The sequence below is a fragment of the Novosphingobium sp. genome (assembly GCF_041915465.1).
Classification (GTDB): domain Bacteria; phylum Pseudomonadota; class Alphaproteobacteria; order Sphingomonadales; family Sphingomonadaceae; genus Novosphingobium.
This window is the reverse complement of sequence record NZ_JAYSBK010000086.1, coordinates 1-13434: the sequence shown is the minus strand read 5'-3', so window position 1 is coordinate 13434 and position 13434 is coordinate 1. Positions and strand designations below refer to the sequence as shown.

12 protein-coding genes are annotated in these 13434 nt (G+C 64.6%); all 12 read left to right on the top strand.

The annotated features are described in order from the left end of the window. Nucleotides 1-507: MFS transporter (locus ACE3SN_RS13175; RefSeq protein ID WP_374530721.1), on the top strand; the 507-nt coding region annotated here is incomplete at its 5' end. 36 nt (nt 508-543) lie between these two features. After that, entirely contained in the window at nt 544-1476 is a 933-nt protein-coding gene (locus ACE3SN_RS13170) for a helix-turn-helix domain-containing protein (protein ID WP_374530719.1), read from the top strand. 137 nt (nt 1477-1613) lie between these two features. Beyond that, the gene (locus ACE3SN_RS13165; RefSeq protein WP_374530717.1) at nt 1614-4160 is read left to right on the top strand and encodes a TonB-dependent receptor; all 2547 of its coding nucleotides are present in this window, start codon (nt 1614-1616) and stop codon (nt 4158-4160) included. Between the two features lie 61 nt (nt 4161-4221). Then, nucleotides 4222-4755 (top strand): 2,4'-dihydroxyacetophenone dioxygenase family protein, encoded by a 534-nt coding sequence (locus tag ACE3SN_RS13160; RefSeq protein WP_374530715.1) that lies wholly within the window; start codon nt 4222-4224, stop codon nt 4753-4755. A gap of 84 nt (nt 4756-4839) precedes the next feature. Then, nucleotides 4840-5373: a 2,4'-dihydroxyacetophenone dioxygenase family protein gene (locus ACE3SN_RS13155; RefSeq protein WP_374530713.1), complete on the top strand. Its 534-nt coding sequence runs from the start codon at nt 4840-4842 to the stop codon at nt 5371-5373. A gap of 12 nt (nt 5374-5385) precedes the next feature. After that, a complete protein-coding gene (locus ACE3SN_RS13150; protein WP_374530711.1) occupies nt 5386-6477 on the top strand; it encodes a Rieske 2Fe-2S domain-containing protein in 1092 nt (363 codons plus the stop codon). A 12-nt stretch (nt 6478-6489) separates the two neighbouring features. Continuing rightward, a complete protein-coding gene (locus ACE3SN_RS13145) occupies nt 6490-7314 on the top strand; it encodes an SDR family NAD(P)-dependent oxidoreductase (protein ID WP_374530709.1) in 825 nt (274 codons plus the stop codon). Further along, nucleotides 7311-7637 (top strand): cytochrome c, encoded by a 327-nt coding sequence (locus ACE3SN_RS13140; protein WP_374530707.1) that lies wholly within the window; start codon nt 7311-7313, stop codon nt 7635-7637. Before ACE3SN_RS13145 ends, ACE3SN_RS13140 begins: the two co-directional genes overlap by 4 nt. Beyond that, nucleotides 7634-9250: an FAD-binding oxidoreductase gene (locus tag ACE3SN_RS13135; protein WP_374530705.1), complete on the top strand. Its 1617-nt coding sequence runs from the start codon at nt 7634-7636 to the stop codon at nt 9248-9250. The genes ACE3SN_RS13140 and ACE3SN_RS13135 overlap by 4 nt, the downstream gene beginning before the upstream one ends. A gap of 31 nt (nt 9251-9281) precedes the next feature. Next, entirely contained in the window at nt 9282-10046 is a 765-nt protein-coding gene (locus ACE3SN_RS13130) for an SDR family NAD(P)-dependent oxidoreductase (RefSeq protein WP_374530703.1), read from the top strand. 157 nt (nt 10047-10203) lie between these two features. Beyond that, nucleotides 10204-11856 (top strand): DUF1963 domain-containing protein, encoded by a 1653-nt coding sequence (locus tag ACE3SN_RS13125; RefSeq protein ID WP_374530701.1) that lies wholly within the window; start codon nt 10204-10206, stop codon nt 11854-11856. Nucleotides 11857-12051: 195 nt separating this feature from the next. Next, on the top strand, nt 12052-13296 hold the full coding sequence (locus ACE3SN_RS13120) for an acyl-CoA dehydrogenase family protein (RefSeq protein WP_374530699.1): 1245 nt from the start codon (nt 12052-12054) through the stop codon (nt 13294-13296). The last annotated feature ends 138 nt before the right edge of the window (nt 13297-13434 follow it).

The following is a 13434-nucleotide window of genomic DNA, read 5'->3' as shown; positions in this document are numbered from 1 at the left end:
TCGCGGACCTTTGATCCCGAGACCATGGGCTGGCTCATGGCAACACTCGGCATTTCGGCCGGGATCGGCAGCTTTGTCGTCCCGGCGATTTCCGACGCGATCGGACGGCGTCCGGTGCTGACCTTCTTCTCGTTCCTGGGGGTCATCCTGCCGCTCGGCGCGCTGTATTTCCAGGGTTCGGTCTGGGTTTTGGCGGCAATTTTCTTCTTCGGCTGGGCGCTCAACGGGGTGTTCCCGCTGTTCATGGCGACGATCCCGGCGGAATCGGTCGATCCGCGCCTGACCGCAACGCTGACCGGGCTGGTGATGGGCACCGGCGAAGTGCTGGGCGGCGTGCTCAGCCCCTTCGCGGCGGGCGGACTAGCCGACGTTTTCGGACTGACCGCCCCCTTGTGGCTGATGCTGGGCCTGACCATCGGGGCTGGCGTGCTTTCGCTCGGGCTGGTCGAATCCGCCCCCAAGGTGCTCGCCCGCCGCGCAGCCAAGGCGGCTGGAGGACATGGCTGAGCTTTCGTGACTGGCCCATCTGGAGGAGGGACGGAAATGATCACCGCAGTCGAGAAATACGCGACCAAGGGCGTTGCACCGGCGCAGCGCCTGCGCTTCTGGAACGACCTCGTCGACCGGATCTATAGCGGCACTTTCGTCAACACCCCCGATGGCGACTTTCAGGGCGAGATGTGGGCATGGCAGGTCGGCGAACTGGGGATGATCCGCCCCCGCTCCACCGCGTCCTTCGTCGGCCGCAAGGCCCGCGCGGGCGCGGAGGAACGCCTGATCCTGCACCTTCAGTGCCGTGGCACCAGCCTGCACACGCAGAACGGCGCAGAGAGCGAGCTTCAACCCGGCGATTTCGTCCTTGGCGCGGCGGACGATCCCTATTCGCTCGACCTCAAGGCGCACGAGCTGCTGGTCGTCGAATTCCCGCGCCAGCCGCTGGCCGAGCGGCTCCCCGGGCTTGACGACCTGCTCAGCCGCCGGGTCTGCGGATCTTCGCCGGGCGGCCGCGTGTTCCACGATTTCCTGCTCTCGTTGTGGCGTCAGGGTGACCAGAGCGCACACGATCCCGAGTGGGAAGACGGCGTCAACTCGGTCTTCTACGATCTTGCCGCCCTCGCCATCCGGGGCGCCGGAAATCCTCAGGAACGAACGATCGACCAGGCTCTGCGCAACCGGGTGCTGGCGATGATCGAGGCGCGGCTGTGCGATCCCCTGCTCAAGACCACCACCATCGCCGAGGCATTCAACACCTCGGTCCGCACGGTGCAGAACCTGTTCGCGGCAATGGGCACGACGCCTTCGGCCTACATTCTCGAGCGCCGCCTGCTGCGTGCCTCGGATCGGCTGCACGGCTACCACGACGAAAGCATTACCGAGATCGCCTTCGAACTGGGCTTTAACGACAGCGCCTACTTCTCGCGCTGCTTTCGGCAACACTTCGGAGTCTCACCGCGGGATTGGAGATCGGGACACTAGGGCGACTGCGCGATTGTCCTGTTCGCGTTGCGCCACAGTGCAAGCGCGCCAGCCCGCCAGATTGCATGAAGGCTACCCGGCTCGCGCGATGCCGATGCAGGAATTCGCGTGAATAACCATAATAAGGGAGAGTGGGTATGAGACTCGCAGTTGCACTGGCAACAGTTTCGTTCGCGGTCATGGGTACGGCGCTTGCCACCCCGGCCTATGCGCAAAACGCCGATGAAGCCGCGCCCAGCGGCGGGATCGAGGAAATTGTCGTTACCGCGCAGAAGCGCGCTGAAAACGTCCAGGACGTGCCGATTTCGATCTCGGCCTTTACTGCCGGCGCGCTCGAAGAGCGCTCGGTCACCAGCGTCGCCTCGCTGTCGAACATCGCCCCCAACGTAACGCTGGATGCCGGCACGCCGTTTTCGGGCTCGTCCTCGGTGCTGTCCGCCTACATCCGCGGCATCGGCGCCAACGACTTTGCCTTCAACATCGATCCGGGTGTGGGCGTCTATCTCGACGGCGTCTATCTGGCCCGCTCGGTCGGCGCGAACCAGGACCTGCCGGACGTGGAGCGCGTCGAAGTGCTCAAGGGGCCGCAGGGCACCCTGTTCGGTCGCAACACAATCGGCGGCGCGATTTCGATCGTCACCCACGATCCGGGCAACGAGTTCCGCTTCCGTGGCAGCGTCACCGCCGGGCGGTACAACCTGATCTCGGTCAAGGGCACAGTCGACCTGCCGCTGGCCGAAGGGCTGTCCTCGTCGCTGAGCTTCTCGACCACGCACCGCGATGGCTACATGAAGCGCATCGCCTACCCCGGCGCGGCGAACTACGTCGAGGATCCGATCACCAGCTTCAAGGCTGCCGGCTATGACAATATCGGGCTCGGCACCGAAGGCGGCGACAACAATTACAACCTGCGCGGCAAGCTGCGCTACGACAATGGCGGCACGTTCCGCCTGACGCTGAGCGGCGACTATACCAAGGTCGATACCTCGCAGATCGCCAACAAGGTCATCACCACCTTCCCGGCGGTGTTCGCCGGCACCTACAACTGCGCGATCGCGGGCAACCCGACCGTGACCGTCGGCGGCGTCACCGGTCCGTGCGACAGCTTCATCGGCGGCCCGCCGGCGGGCGCGCTGTTCGGTCGCCGCGGCGGCCTGACCTCGGTGGTGGACCTGCCGTCGATCTGGGGCGTCAATGCCGACGCCAACCCAGACAACAACCGGCTGCCTTATGACAACCGCTTCATCACCAATTCGATCGACACCACTTATGCCAACGGCAACAACTTCTCCAAGCTGAAGACCTATGGCGGCTCGGCAACGGCCGAAGTGGACCTTTCGGATTCGGCTACGATCAAGTCGATCACCGCTTACCGCGAGCTGCACTGGAAGACCGGCATGGACCTCGACGGTTCGCCGCTCGATTTCCTGCACACCAGCTTCACCATGAACCAGAAGCAGTTCAGCGAGGAACTGCAGCTGACCGGCGATGCCGCCGACAAGCGCCTGAAGTACGTGCTGGGCGCCTATTACTTCACCGAATCCGGCGACCTGCATGACTACGTGACCTTCGCAGAAGGGCTGCTGCAGGTTGACGGTCCGAACAACCTTTCGACCAAGAACTACGCCTTCTACGGGCAGATCGACTACAAGGTGACCGAACAGCTCGGCATCACCCTGGGCGGTCGTTATACCCATGAAAACAAGGAGTTCGAAGGGTTCCAGTCGGACAACAACGGCCTCAACTACAAGCTGGCCCAGTTCTTCGGTGATCCCAATTGCGCCTCGCTCACCCCGATCAGCGATGCCTGCCGGATCGACAACGGCTTCCCCAATCCGGGTCAGCCGCTGCGCTATTACATCGCCGGGGTGCAGCAGAAGTCGTTCAGCAACTTCTCGCCCAAGGTCGGCCTGCAGTATCATCCGAACGACGACGTGATGGTCTATGCCAGCTGGTCGAAGGGCTACAAGACGGGCGGCTGGACCACCCGCCTGTCGAACCCGCTGCCCACCGCGCCGAACTTTGGCCCGGAAAAGGCGACCACCTATGAAGTCGGCTTCAAGTCGCAGTTCATGGACCGCAAGGTCCAGCTCAACGTCGCGGCCTTCCTGACCGACTACAAGGGCATCCAGCTGAACTTCCAGCAGGGCGTTTCGCCGACCATCCAGAACGCCGGCGATGCGCGCATCAAGGGCTTCGAGGTCGAATTCACCGCCGCGCCGACCCACGGCCTGACGCTGAATGCCTCGGTTGGTTATACCGATGCCTATTACACCAGCGTGCTGGCGCCGGCACAGGTTGCCGCCTCGCCGCTGCAGGCCGGCGTGTTCAAGGGCGTTTCGCTGCCCAAGACGCCGAAGTGGAAGCTGAACTTCAGCCCCCGCTACGAAGCCGACCTGGGTGACAAGGGCACGATCGTGTTCCTGGGCGACATCACCTGGACCGACAAGATGAAGAACGACACCGAAGGCACCTTCCTGCTCGACCGGCCCAGCACCACGGTGATCAACGCCAGCATCACCTACAAGGAACCGGGCGATCACTGGGATCTGACCGTTGGCGGCACCAACATCACCAACGAGCGTTACCTGACCACCGGCCAGGCGCAGCTTGCGGGCGGCCAGATCTACGGCACCTACAGCCGTCCGGCCGAATGGTACGTGCGCCTTGGCGTGAAGTTCTAAGCCTACACCCTACTGGGCGGGAAACAGTTGTTTCCCGCCCTTTTTTTTCCGGAGAAGCGATATGCCCGAAACAGCGCACACCGAATTCTGGAAGGGGATCAAGCCGGTCGAAAAGGTATTCCGCGAAGGCGGCCTGCCCGAAGTCTACATGCCCAAGATCGCCGAAGGCGACGAGCGCTACTGGGTACCGATCAGCGAAACCGTTTCCTCCAAGCCCGTCTGGATCAGCCCGGCCAAGAACATGTGGGCCGATGTGCTGATGTCGAAATCGGCGGGCTTGGTGAACCGCCATTACCACCCGCACCCCATCTGGGCCTACACGATCAGCGGCAAGTGGGCCTATCTCGAACACGATTGGACCGCGACCGCCGGGGACTTCATCTACGAAACCCCGGGCGAGAGCCACACGCTGGTTTGCTATGATCATCCCGATCCGATGAAGGTGTTCTTCGTCGTCTCCGGTCCGCTGATGTGGCTGGACGAGGATGGCAACACCATCGGTCACTACGACGTGTTCGACTACATGGCGGCCGCACGCGCGCACTATGCCTCGAACGGCATCGGCGCGGACTATGTCGACACATTGATCCGCTGAAGGGCGGCAGCGGGGCGGGACCCTTCCCACTCCCCGTCCCGCTTGCGCCCCTCCGGCAACTACAGACTTGAAGGATAGCAGGCCATGTCAGGCATGAAGGCGCCCCCGTCGGGCGCATACAAGATCGTCGATGTCCCGGAACTCTATGGCGACCTGATCAAGGCGCGCGGAATCGAGGGCACCTATGTCGGCGCCTCCGAAGCGGAAAGCCCATGGGTTCCCTTTGGCGACAACGCCGCCATCCGCCACCTCGCCTTCGACGTGCGCGAAAACGTCTACGTCAACATCCTGTGGATCAAGGGGCCGGGCGTGATCGGCACCCACAAGCATCGCGGCCGGGTCTGGGCGGTGGGTCTCGAAGGCTCGTTCCGCTACCTCGAATATCCCTGGGTCTGCCGCGCGGGCGAATTCATCACCGAAACCCCGGGCACCGCGCATACGCTGGTAACCGACGATCCCAACGGGATGAAGGCGCTGTTCCACATGCAGGGCGCGAACGAGTTCTATGACGAAGCCGGGAACCATGTGGAGACGCTCGACGTGTGGTGGTTCATGAACCACTATGAGAGCTACTGCCGCGAGCACGGCATCGCCATCAATCCGGCCCTCTACCTCTAGGGAGACGCGGGCATGAGCGAACAACAGGCCATGCCCCGTCTGGATGGGCCCACTGGCGGGCCGTACCTGCGCAACACCTGGTACGCCGCTGGTTGGGCGGACGACCTGACCGACCAGCCGCAGGCCAGGGTTTTCCTTGAGGAACCGGTGGCCCTGTACCGCGACGCCGATGGCAAGGCCCATGCCATTGGCGGACGCTGCCCGCACCGCTTCGCGCCGCTTGGCGCGGGCTGCGTGATCGACGGACACCTCGCCTGTCCCTATCACGGCCTGCGCTTCGACCACACCGGTGCCTGCGTCCACAACCCGCACCAGGGCGAAGCCCCGCCAAAAGTTGCCGTTCCCAGCTACCCGCTGGTCGAGCGGTACCGGATCCTGTGGATCTGGATGGGCGATGCGGCCAAGGCCGATCCGGCGCTGATCCCGGATTTCGGCTGGCTGGATGATCCCGCCTGGGTGGCCGTGCGGGGCATGACGATAGCCGAGGGGCATTACGAGCTCTACAGCGACAATATCCTCGATCTTAGCCACGCGAACTTCGTTCACCCTGCCCTCGTCGCCAACGCCTTCACCATCGGGGAACGCAAGTTCTGGCAGGACGGTGAGCGGGTCTTCGTGCGCTATACCCACCAAGACGATTACCTGGCCGAAGCCCTTGCCGCGATGATGGGGGTGGCAGGCCGCAAGCAGGACTTCATCGGCGAAGTCACCTGGAACGCCCCGGCGACGCTCTACTTCGATTACCGCGCGGGCGACCCTGGCACTCCGGCCGAAGGCATGACCGTGCTCAAGTCGATCCACGCCTTTACCCCCGAAACCGGTGGCACCACGCACTACCTGTGGGCCACCGCGCGAAGCAATGCGCTGGACGATGCCGAGCTTTCCGCCGTGATGCAGGGCGCGCTCGAACACGCCTTCGAACACGAAGACGCGCCGATCATCCGCGATGCTCACCGCCTGATGGCGGGGCGCGATTTCTGGGACATGAAACCGCTGATCCTGTCGGGCGATGGCGGCGGGGTGCGCGCCCGGCGGATGCTGCGCCGCCTGATTGCCGCCGAGCAGGGCACCCCATCCGAATTTGAAGACGATACAACAAATTGAGCTGGAGATACGATGTCGATTCTAGGCAAGTTTGACATTTCGGGCCGCTCTGCGCTGATCACGGGCGCGGCCTCGGGAATTGGCCTCGCCTATGCCGAGGCAATGGCTGAGGGCGGCGCAAGCGTGACGCTGACCGACATCGACGGCGAAGGCGCCGAGCGCGAGGCCGCGCGGCTGCGCAGCGAAGGGTTCGACGCCCGCGCCGACCGGCTTGACGTGGCCGACCGCGAGGCGACCGCGCGCGTGTTTGACGCCCATGCGGCGGCCTTCGGCGGGCTCGACATCTGCTTTGCCAATGCCGGGATCGATCCGGGCGCGGGGTTCTGGAACCCGGCCGGGCATCGCAATCCCGACGGGCAGGTCGATACCTTCGACCCCGCCCGATGGGACCGCACGATCTCGATCAACCTGACCGGCGTCTACAACACCATCCGCGAGGCCGTGCGGCTGATGAAGGCGGGCGGAAAGGGCGGCTCGATCATCGCCACCGCTTCCAACGCAGGCCTCGTCACCGAACCGATTGTCGGCATGGCCTATATGCCGGCCAAGGCGGGCGTGCTGCACATGGTCCGCGCGCTGGGGCTGGAACTGGCCGAATTCCGCATCCGCGTGAACGCCATCGCCCCCGGCCCCTTCGTCACCAACATCGGCGGCGGCTGGCTCAAGCACGATCCCGTGGCCCGCAAGGCCTGGGACGCAATCGTGCCGCTGGGTTCGGTGGCCGAAACCGACCAGCTCAAGCCGCTGGCGCTGCTGCTCGCTTCCGACGCATCGGACTATATGACCGGCAGCCACGTCGTTATCGACGGCGGCATGATGCTCGGCAAGTTCGAGTGAGCCGGCTCGCAATCTGCGCGGCAATCGCCGCGCTTGGTATCGCCGGGGGTGCCTATGCCGCATCGCAGAAGCTTGGCGAACCGCTCGGCCAGCGCAGCCCGCAAAAGGTCTATGCCAGCACCTGCGGCTATTGCCACGGCACCAACGTCGGCCCGATCATCCTCGGCCGCAAACTGCCAGCGGACTACATCAAGCAGATGGTGCGCGAAGGCCGCAATGCCATGCCTGCCTTCCGCCCCACCGAAGTCAGTCCCGAGGAACTCGATGCGCTGAGCAAGTGGATCGAAACTGCCCCGGCCAATCCGCAGGAGAAGGGCAAGTGAGCAGCCTGCCGATCGATCGCCGCGCCCTGTTGGGCGCCAGTGTGGCCGGTGCCGCCGCGCTGACGCTGGCCGGGTGCAAGGGCACCACCCTCGCCCCGGGCGTCTCCAAGGCCGATTTCGCCGGGTTCATCACGGCTGCCAAATCGGTCGTCGAGGCCGAATGGGTCGCGGGCGATGCCGCCGCGGTCAAGCCCTGGACCAAGACCTATGTTCCCGATCCGGGTGGCCGCCATGCACCGATTGGCGCGGTCGCGCCGGCCTCGGTCGAAGAGGTTCAGGAACTGGTCAAGATTGCCAACAAGTTCAAGCAGCCGCTGTGGCCGGTCTCCACCGGCAAGAACATGGGTTACGGCATGACCAGCACCGCCGCACCCGGGCAGGTCGTGCTCGATCTCAAGCGGATGAACCGGATCATCGAAGTCGATCCGGAACTGTGCACCGCGCTGGTCGAACCTGGCGTGACCTATCAGCAGCTCAAGGACTACCTGGTCGAAAACAACCTGCCGCTGTGGATCGACGTGCCTACCGTTGGCCCGATTGTCAGCCCGGTCGGCAACACGCTCGACCGCGGGGTCGGCTATACGCCCTATGGCGAACACTTCATGGTCCAGTGCGGCATGGAAGTGGTGATGGCCGACGGCCAGATCCTCAAGACCGGGATGGGATCGACCAAGAATCCGTCCACCTGGCAGGCGTTCAAATGGGGCTATGGACCCTATCTCGACGGGATCTTCACCCAGTCGAACTTTGGCGTGGTGACCAAGATGGGGATGTGGCTGATGCCGGCCCCGCCGGTCTACAAGCCCTTCGTGGTGCGCCACAGGAACATGGGTGACCTCTCCAAGATCGTCGATGCGATGCGCCCGATGCGCATTTCGAACATCATCCCAAACGTCGTCTTGATGATGGGTGCGGGCTACCAGCTTGCCATGTTCAACCGCCGCGGCGAGGTGTGGGACAAGGCCGAGCCGGTGCCCGACGAAGCCTTCCAGCAGGCGGGCGAAAAGGCGGGCCTCGGCATGTGGAACACCTATTTCGCGCTCTACGGCACCCCCGGCATGATCGCCGAGAACGAGAAGATCGTGCGTGCCGCCTTCGAGGCAATCGGGGGCGAAGTGCTGACCGAGGGCCAGATCGTCGGCAATCCCTATTTCCACCACCACGCCACGCTGATGCAGGGCGGCCTCAGCCTTGAGGAAGTTGGTCTTGCCCGCTGGAAGGGCGCGGGCGGCGGCCTCGCCTGGTTCGCGCCGGTCGCCCCGGCCAAGGGCGGCGAGACGGAAGGCCAGGTCGCACTCGCCAAGGAAATCCTCGGCAAGCACGGCTTCGACTATACCGCCGCCTTCGCCATCGGCAGCCGCGAACTGCACCACATCATCGCCCTGCTCTATGACAAGTCCGACCCGGAAGAGGAAAAGCGGGCCGATGCCTGTTACAAGGAACTGGTGACCGGCTTTGGGGACAAGGGCTGGGCCAGCTATCGCACCGGCGTCCATGCAATGGACCTTGTCGCGCAGCAGTATGGCGAAGTGAACCGCGCCGTGAACGCCGCGATCAAGCAGGCGCTCGATCCCAACCATATCCTTGCCCCCGGCAAGTCGGGCATCGCCTGATCGCGCGCGTCCAGCCCAAGGAACCATTGCCATGACAGCTCAAGACTCGCGTTTCGCCGGCCAGGCCGTGCTGATCACCGGCGGCGCTACCGGGATCGGCCGGGCCGCCGCCCAGGCCTTTGCCCGCGCCGGGGCCAGCGTGATGATCGGCGATATCGACGCGCGCGCCGGGGAAACCGTGGCGCTGATCCGGCAGGAAGGCGGCGCGGCCGAGCACGTCCATGCCGACGTCACCGATCCCGCCGCGATGGACGCGCTGGTCGCCGCCTGTGTCGGTCAGTTCGGGCGGATGGACGCGGCCTTCAACAACGCCGGAATCCTGCCCCCGCAGCGCCCGTTTCACGAAATCCCGCCAAGCGAGCTGGCGCTGGCAGTCGATGTCGACCTCAAAGGCGTGTTCTATGCCATGCAGTCGCAGGTGCGGCATTTCCTGAAAGTCGGCGGCGGGGCAATCGTCAACACGGCCTCGGTCGGCGGGCTGATCGCCGATCCCAACATGGCCGCCTATGTCGCCGCCAAGCACGCCGTGATCGGCATGACCAAGGCCGTGGCGATCGAATATGCGCAGTCCAGCATCCGCGTGAACGCCATCGCGCCGGGCTTCGTCGTCACCCCGATGACCCAGCACTGGGCCGACAGCGAGGATTTCCGCAAGGCCTTCTTCGCCGGCAACATCTCCGGCCGGGCCGCCCAGCCCGAGGAAATCGCCGGAACCGTGCTGCACCTGTGCTCGGACGCCGCGAGCTTCATCAACGGCGCAACCTTTACCATCGACGGCGGACAGACGGCGCATTGAACCAGACCGTGCGGCGCGCATCACCTGTGAGGATTTTGTCAGTCTTAGTTACAAATTAACTTTGCCACGCCACTGAAACCTGTCGCGAAACAGGAACTTACCGGTGATAGGCGCTTCGGGTCACTTCGGCTTTCTGCCAATTCTTCTGCCTGCCCTGATGCTGGCCGTGCTTGTGCCGGTGATCGCGTGGCGCAGGCGCGTCGGGCGGACGCGTCTGGCGGCGGCGGGGCTGAACCTCGCCTTGGCAGATGGTGAAGATAGCGTCGCGCAGCAGCGCAGGCGCATCCTCAGCCCCGCCGAACTGGTCAACGAAGGCCAGGCCGACGCTAAGCTTTTTGCCGAATCCGATGAGGCAGAGGCCCCCGGCGAGGCGGCTGGCGATGACGATCTAGCCCCGGAGCCCGGCACCCCGAGCGAAAGCCTTACCGCGGTACTGCGCCGGCGCGCGCCGCCCTGGGAGGATGGACCGGCTGGTTCGTGGCTCGGCGGCCTTCCGGAACTGCCGCCGCAGGTCGAATGGCCGCGCGCCCGCGCCGCCGGACATCCGGACCGCAGTGAACGTCCGCTGCATTTTCTGGCGCAGATCGCCTGCAGCGAGCTTCCCGCCGAGCTGTGGGGCGGACTGGGGCCGCGCGATGGCTGGCTGCTCTTCTTCATCGATCCGAACCAGCCGGGTCCGCTTGGCCGCGATGCCTACCGCGTCGTGCACATCGACCAGACCGGCCCCGCAAGGCAGCCGCCAGCCGACCTTGCCCCGGTTCATGACCGGACCCACGGCGGAGGCAGCTATCGCTGGCTCGCAGCCGAAAGCGTCCCTTCCCTCTGGCGGCGCTGGCCGGTCGACATCGTCAGCTTTCCAAACACGCTCCGCCTCGAGGATGGACGCAGCCATGCGGCGCCCGAAAACTTCGCCGAGTTGTTGTACGAGGGCCACCGCGTGCTGTCCTACCGCGAACTCGGCACGGTCGCGCCCTATTGCTATGGGCAGGCGCTCCGGGCCGTCAATTTCCTCGCCGCCCGGATGCGCGCAGAGCCACCGCCGGTAACCAACGCATACGTCGATGAACTGCTGCGCGAGGACGCTGACCTCGCACAATTGCGGGCCAGCGTTGCAGCACAGGTTGACCGGGCCACCGCGCACGCGGACGGCAAGCCGCAAAGCGCGCATCTTGCTGCGCTGAAGCGCGGCCAGGCGCTGCTTGCGGCCTGCGCCGATGCCGATCAGCTCGTCGCCCGTCTTGACGCCCAGCGCGAACGTTACAAGCTGTGGCGCGCCTCGGTGGTGGCCGACTGTGAAAAGCTGGCATCCTTGCTTGCCGAACAGCCACCCGAAACGCTGCTCGACCTTGATGACTGGAAGGAACTGGACGCCTGCCTGCGGGTCAGGAAATGGCGCGGTTTCGAGCTGCGTATCGAATACCCCTCGAACCAGCCCCATTGTCTCGACCTGTGCGAGCGGTTCGAAGTGGCCCATCTTGAAATCCCGGGTGGCACGACCGACGAAGCCATGGCCGACTGGCTCGATCCGGAAACCCGCGACCGTGTTCCGACGCGGAGCAGAGCCGATCTCGAAGCCGCGGCCCGCAGCCTGCGCGACAACCGCCCGCACCGGATGGGTGGCTATCACGACGGGGTGCGCAGCGACGCGGGCGATGGTCCGGCCGACTCCTTGCTGCTGCTCCAGATCGTATCGGACGATGCGATGGACTGGTGCTGGGGCGAGCGCGGCGCATACTATTTCTGGATCAGCCCGGATGATCTTGCCCGGTGCGACTTTTCCGGCGTGTCGGTGATCCTTGAATGCCATTGAGCGTCCTCTCGCCCCCCTGGGAAGAGCTGCACGCCTTTCCTTTTGCACATCACTGCTCTTGATGCTGATCGATAATCCGGTTTAGCATCGCGCCACACGCTCACGCGATTTGTGCGCAGATTCGAAAACCCGGTTTGTTCAGAAGCGATGCCAGTCGCTCACCGCAGCAGGCCACCACCAGAGCAGGATGCCAGCATGTCCAATATCTTCACGATTCCCGAACTCGATGACCTGCGCATGTCGGAAAAGGCGCGTCCGTTGTTCGAAGCGGTGAAGCGTCACATTCGCGAAAACGTCGACCCGATCTATGAGGAATACGAGCGCCTCGGCACGGACCGCGCCGATCCGTGGAGCTTCGCCCCCGGCCAGCTCGAACTGCTCGAAGGCGCCAAGAACAAGGCCAAGGCCGCCGGTCTGTGGAACTTCTTCCTGCCCGACGACGAACACGGCGAAGGGCTTTCGAACCTCGACTATGCCTATATCGCGGCGGAACTGGGCAAGAGCCCGCTTGCCTCGGAATCGCTCAACTGTTCCGCCCCCGATACCGGCAACATGGAAGTGCTGGAACGCGTCGGCACACCCGAACAGAAGAAGCGGTGGCTCGAACCGCTGCTCGCCGGGGAAATCCGCTCCGCCTATGTGATGACCGAGCCTGACGTTGCCTCGTCGGACGCCAAGAACATCCGTACCCGCGCGGTGCTCGATGGCGATGACTGGGTCATCAATGGCGAGAAGTACTACATCTCGGGTGCCGGCGATCCGCGCTGCAAGATCATGATCGTTATGGTCCGCACCAGCGATGAAGGCGCGGCCTCGTCGCAGCAATCGCAGATCCTTGTCCCGATGGACACGCCGGGCGTCGAAATCCTTGGCCCGATGCACGTGTTCGGCGCCACCCATGCGCCGCGCGGGCACATGCACATGCGCTTCAACAACGTGCGCGTGCCCAAGGAAAACATCCTGCTGGGCGTCGGGCGCGGGTTTGAAATCTCGCAGCTGCGGCTTGGGCCGGGCCGCATCCATCACTGCATGCGCACCATCGGCAAGGCCGAGATCGCGCTCGACCTGATGGTCAAGCGCGGCAACTCGCGCGAGGCGTTCGGCCGCTCGCTGATCATGCTCGGCAAGAACCTCGAACTGGTCTCGCGCGCGCGGATCGAGATCGAGGCGATGCGCCTGATGGTGCTCAAGGCCGCCAAGGCGATGGACGTGCTCGGCAACCGCGAAGCGCGCGTCTGGGTCAGCATGGTCAAGGCGATGGTGCCTGAAAAGACCTGCCAGATCATCGACCAGGCGATCCAGCTCCACGGCGCCACCGGCATTTCGCAGTGGACGCCGCTGGCCGAACTTTATGCCGATGTGCGCCACCTGCGCTTTGCCGACGGTCCGGACGAGGTGCACCACATGGTGACCGGTCGCTACGAACTGGGCCTGCACTGATAGATGCGCTCGCCGGGCAGGATCGGCCTGCCCGGCGGCGCCCTTCAGCCCGCGTCCTCGGCCAGCATCAGCGCGCCGGTGATCCCGCTGTCCTCGCCAAGACCCGGCGCGACGATCCTGTGCCGCGCCGTTCCCGGC

Bases quoted from the DNA above. Each gene is read 5' to 3' on its own strand.
- ACE3SN_RS13170 (WP_374530719.1), top strand. From the start codon at position 544: ATGATCACCGCAGTCGAGAAATACGCGACCAAGGGCGTTGCACCGGCG.
- ACE3SN_RS13165 (WP_374530717.1), top strand. From the start codon at position 1,614: ATGAGACTCGCAGTTGCACTGGCAACAGTTTCGTTCGCGGTCATGGGT.
- ACE3SN_RS13160 (WP_374530715.1), top strand. From the start codon at position 4,222: ATGCCCGAAACAGCGCACACCGAATTCTGGAAGGGGATCAAGCCGGTC.
- ACE3SN_RS13155 (WP_374530713.1), top strand. From the start codon at position 4,840: ATGTCAGGCATGAAGGCGCCCCCGTCGGGCGCATACAAGATCGTCGAT.
- ACE3SN_RS13150 (WP_374530711.1), top strand. From the start codon at position 5,386: ATGAGCGAACAACAGGCCATGCCCCGTCTGGATGGGCCCACTGGCGGG.
- ACE3SN_RS13145 (WP_374530709.1), top strand. From the start codon at position 6,490: ATGTCGATTCTAGGCAAGTTTGACATTTCGGGCCGCTCTGCGCTGATC.
- ACE3SN_RS13130 (WP_374530703.1), top strand. From the start codon at position 9,282: ATGACAGCTCAAGACTCGCGTTTCGCCGGCCAGGCCGTGCTGATCACC.
- ACE3SN_RS13125 (WP_374530701.1), top strand. From the start codon at position 10,204: ATGCTGGCCGTGCTTGTGCCGGTGATCGCGTGGCGCAGGCGCGTCGGG.
- ACE3SN_RS13120 (WP_374530699.1), top strand. From the start codon at position 12,052: ATGTCCAATATCTTCACGATTCCCGAACTCGATGACCTGCGCATGTCG.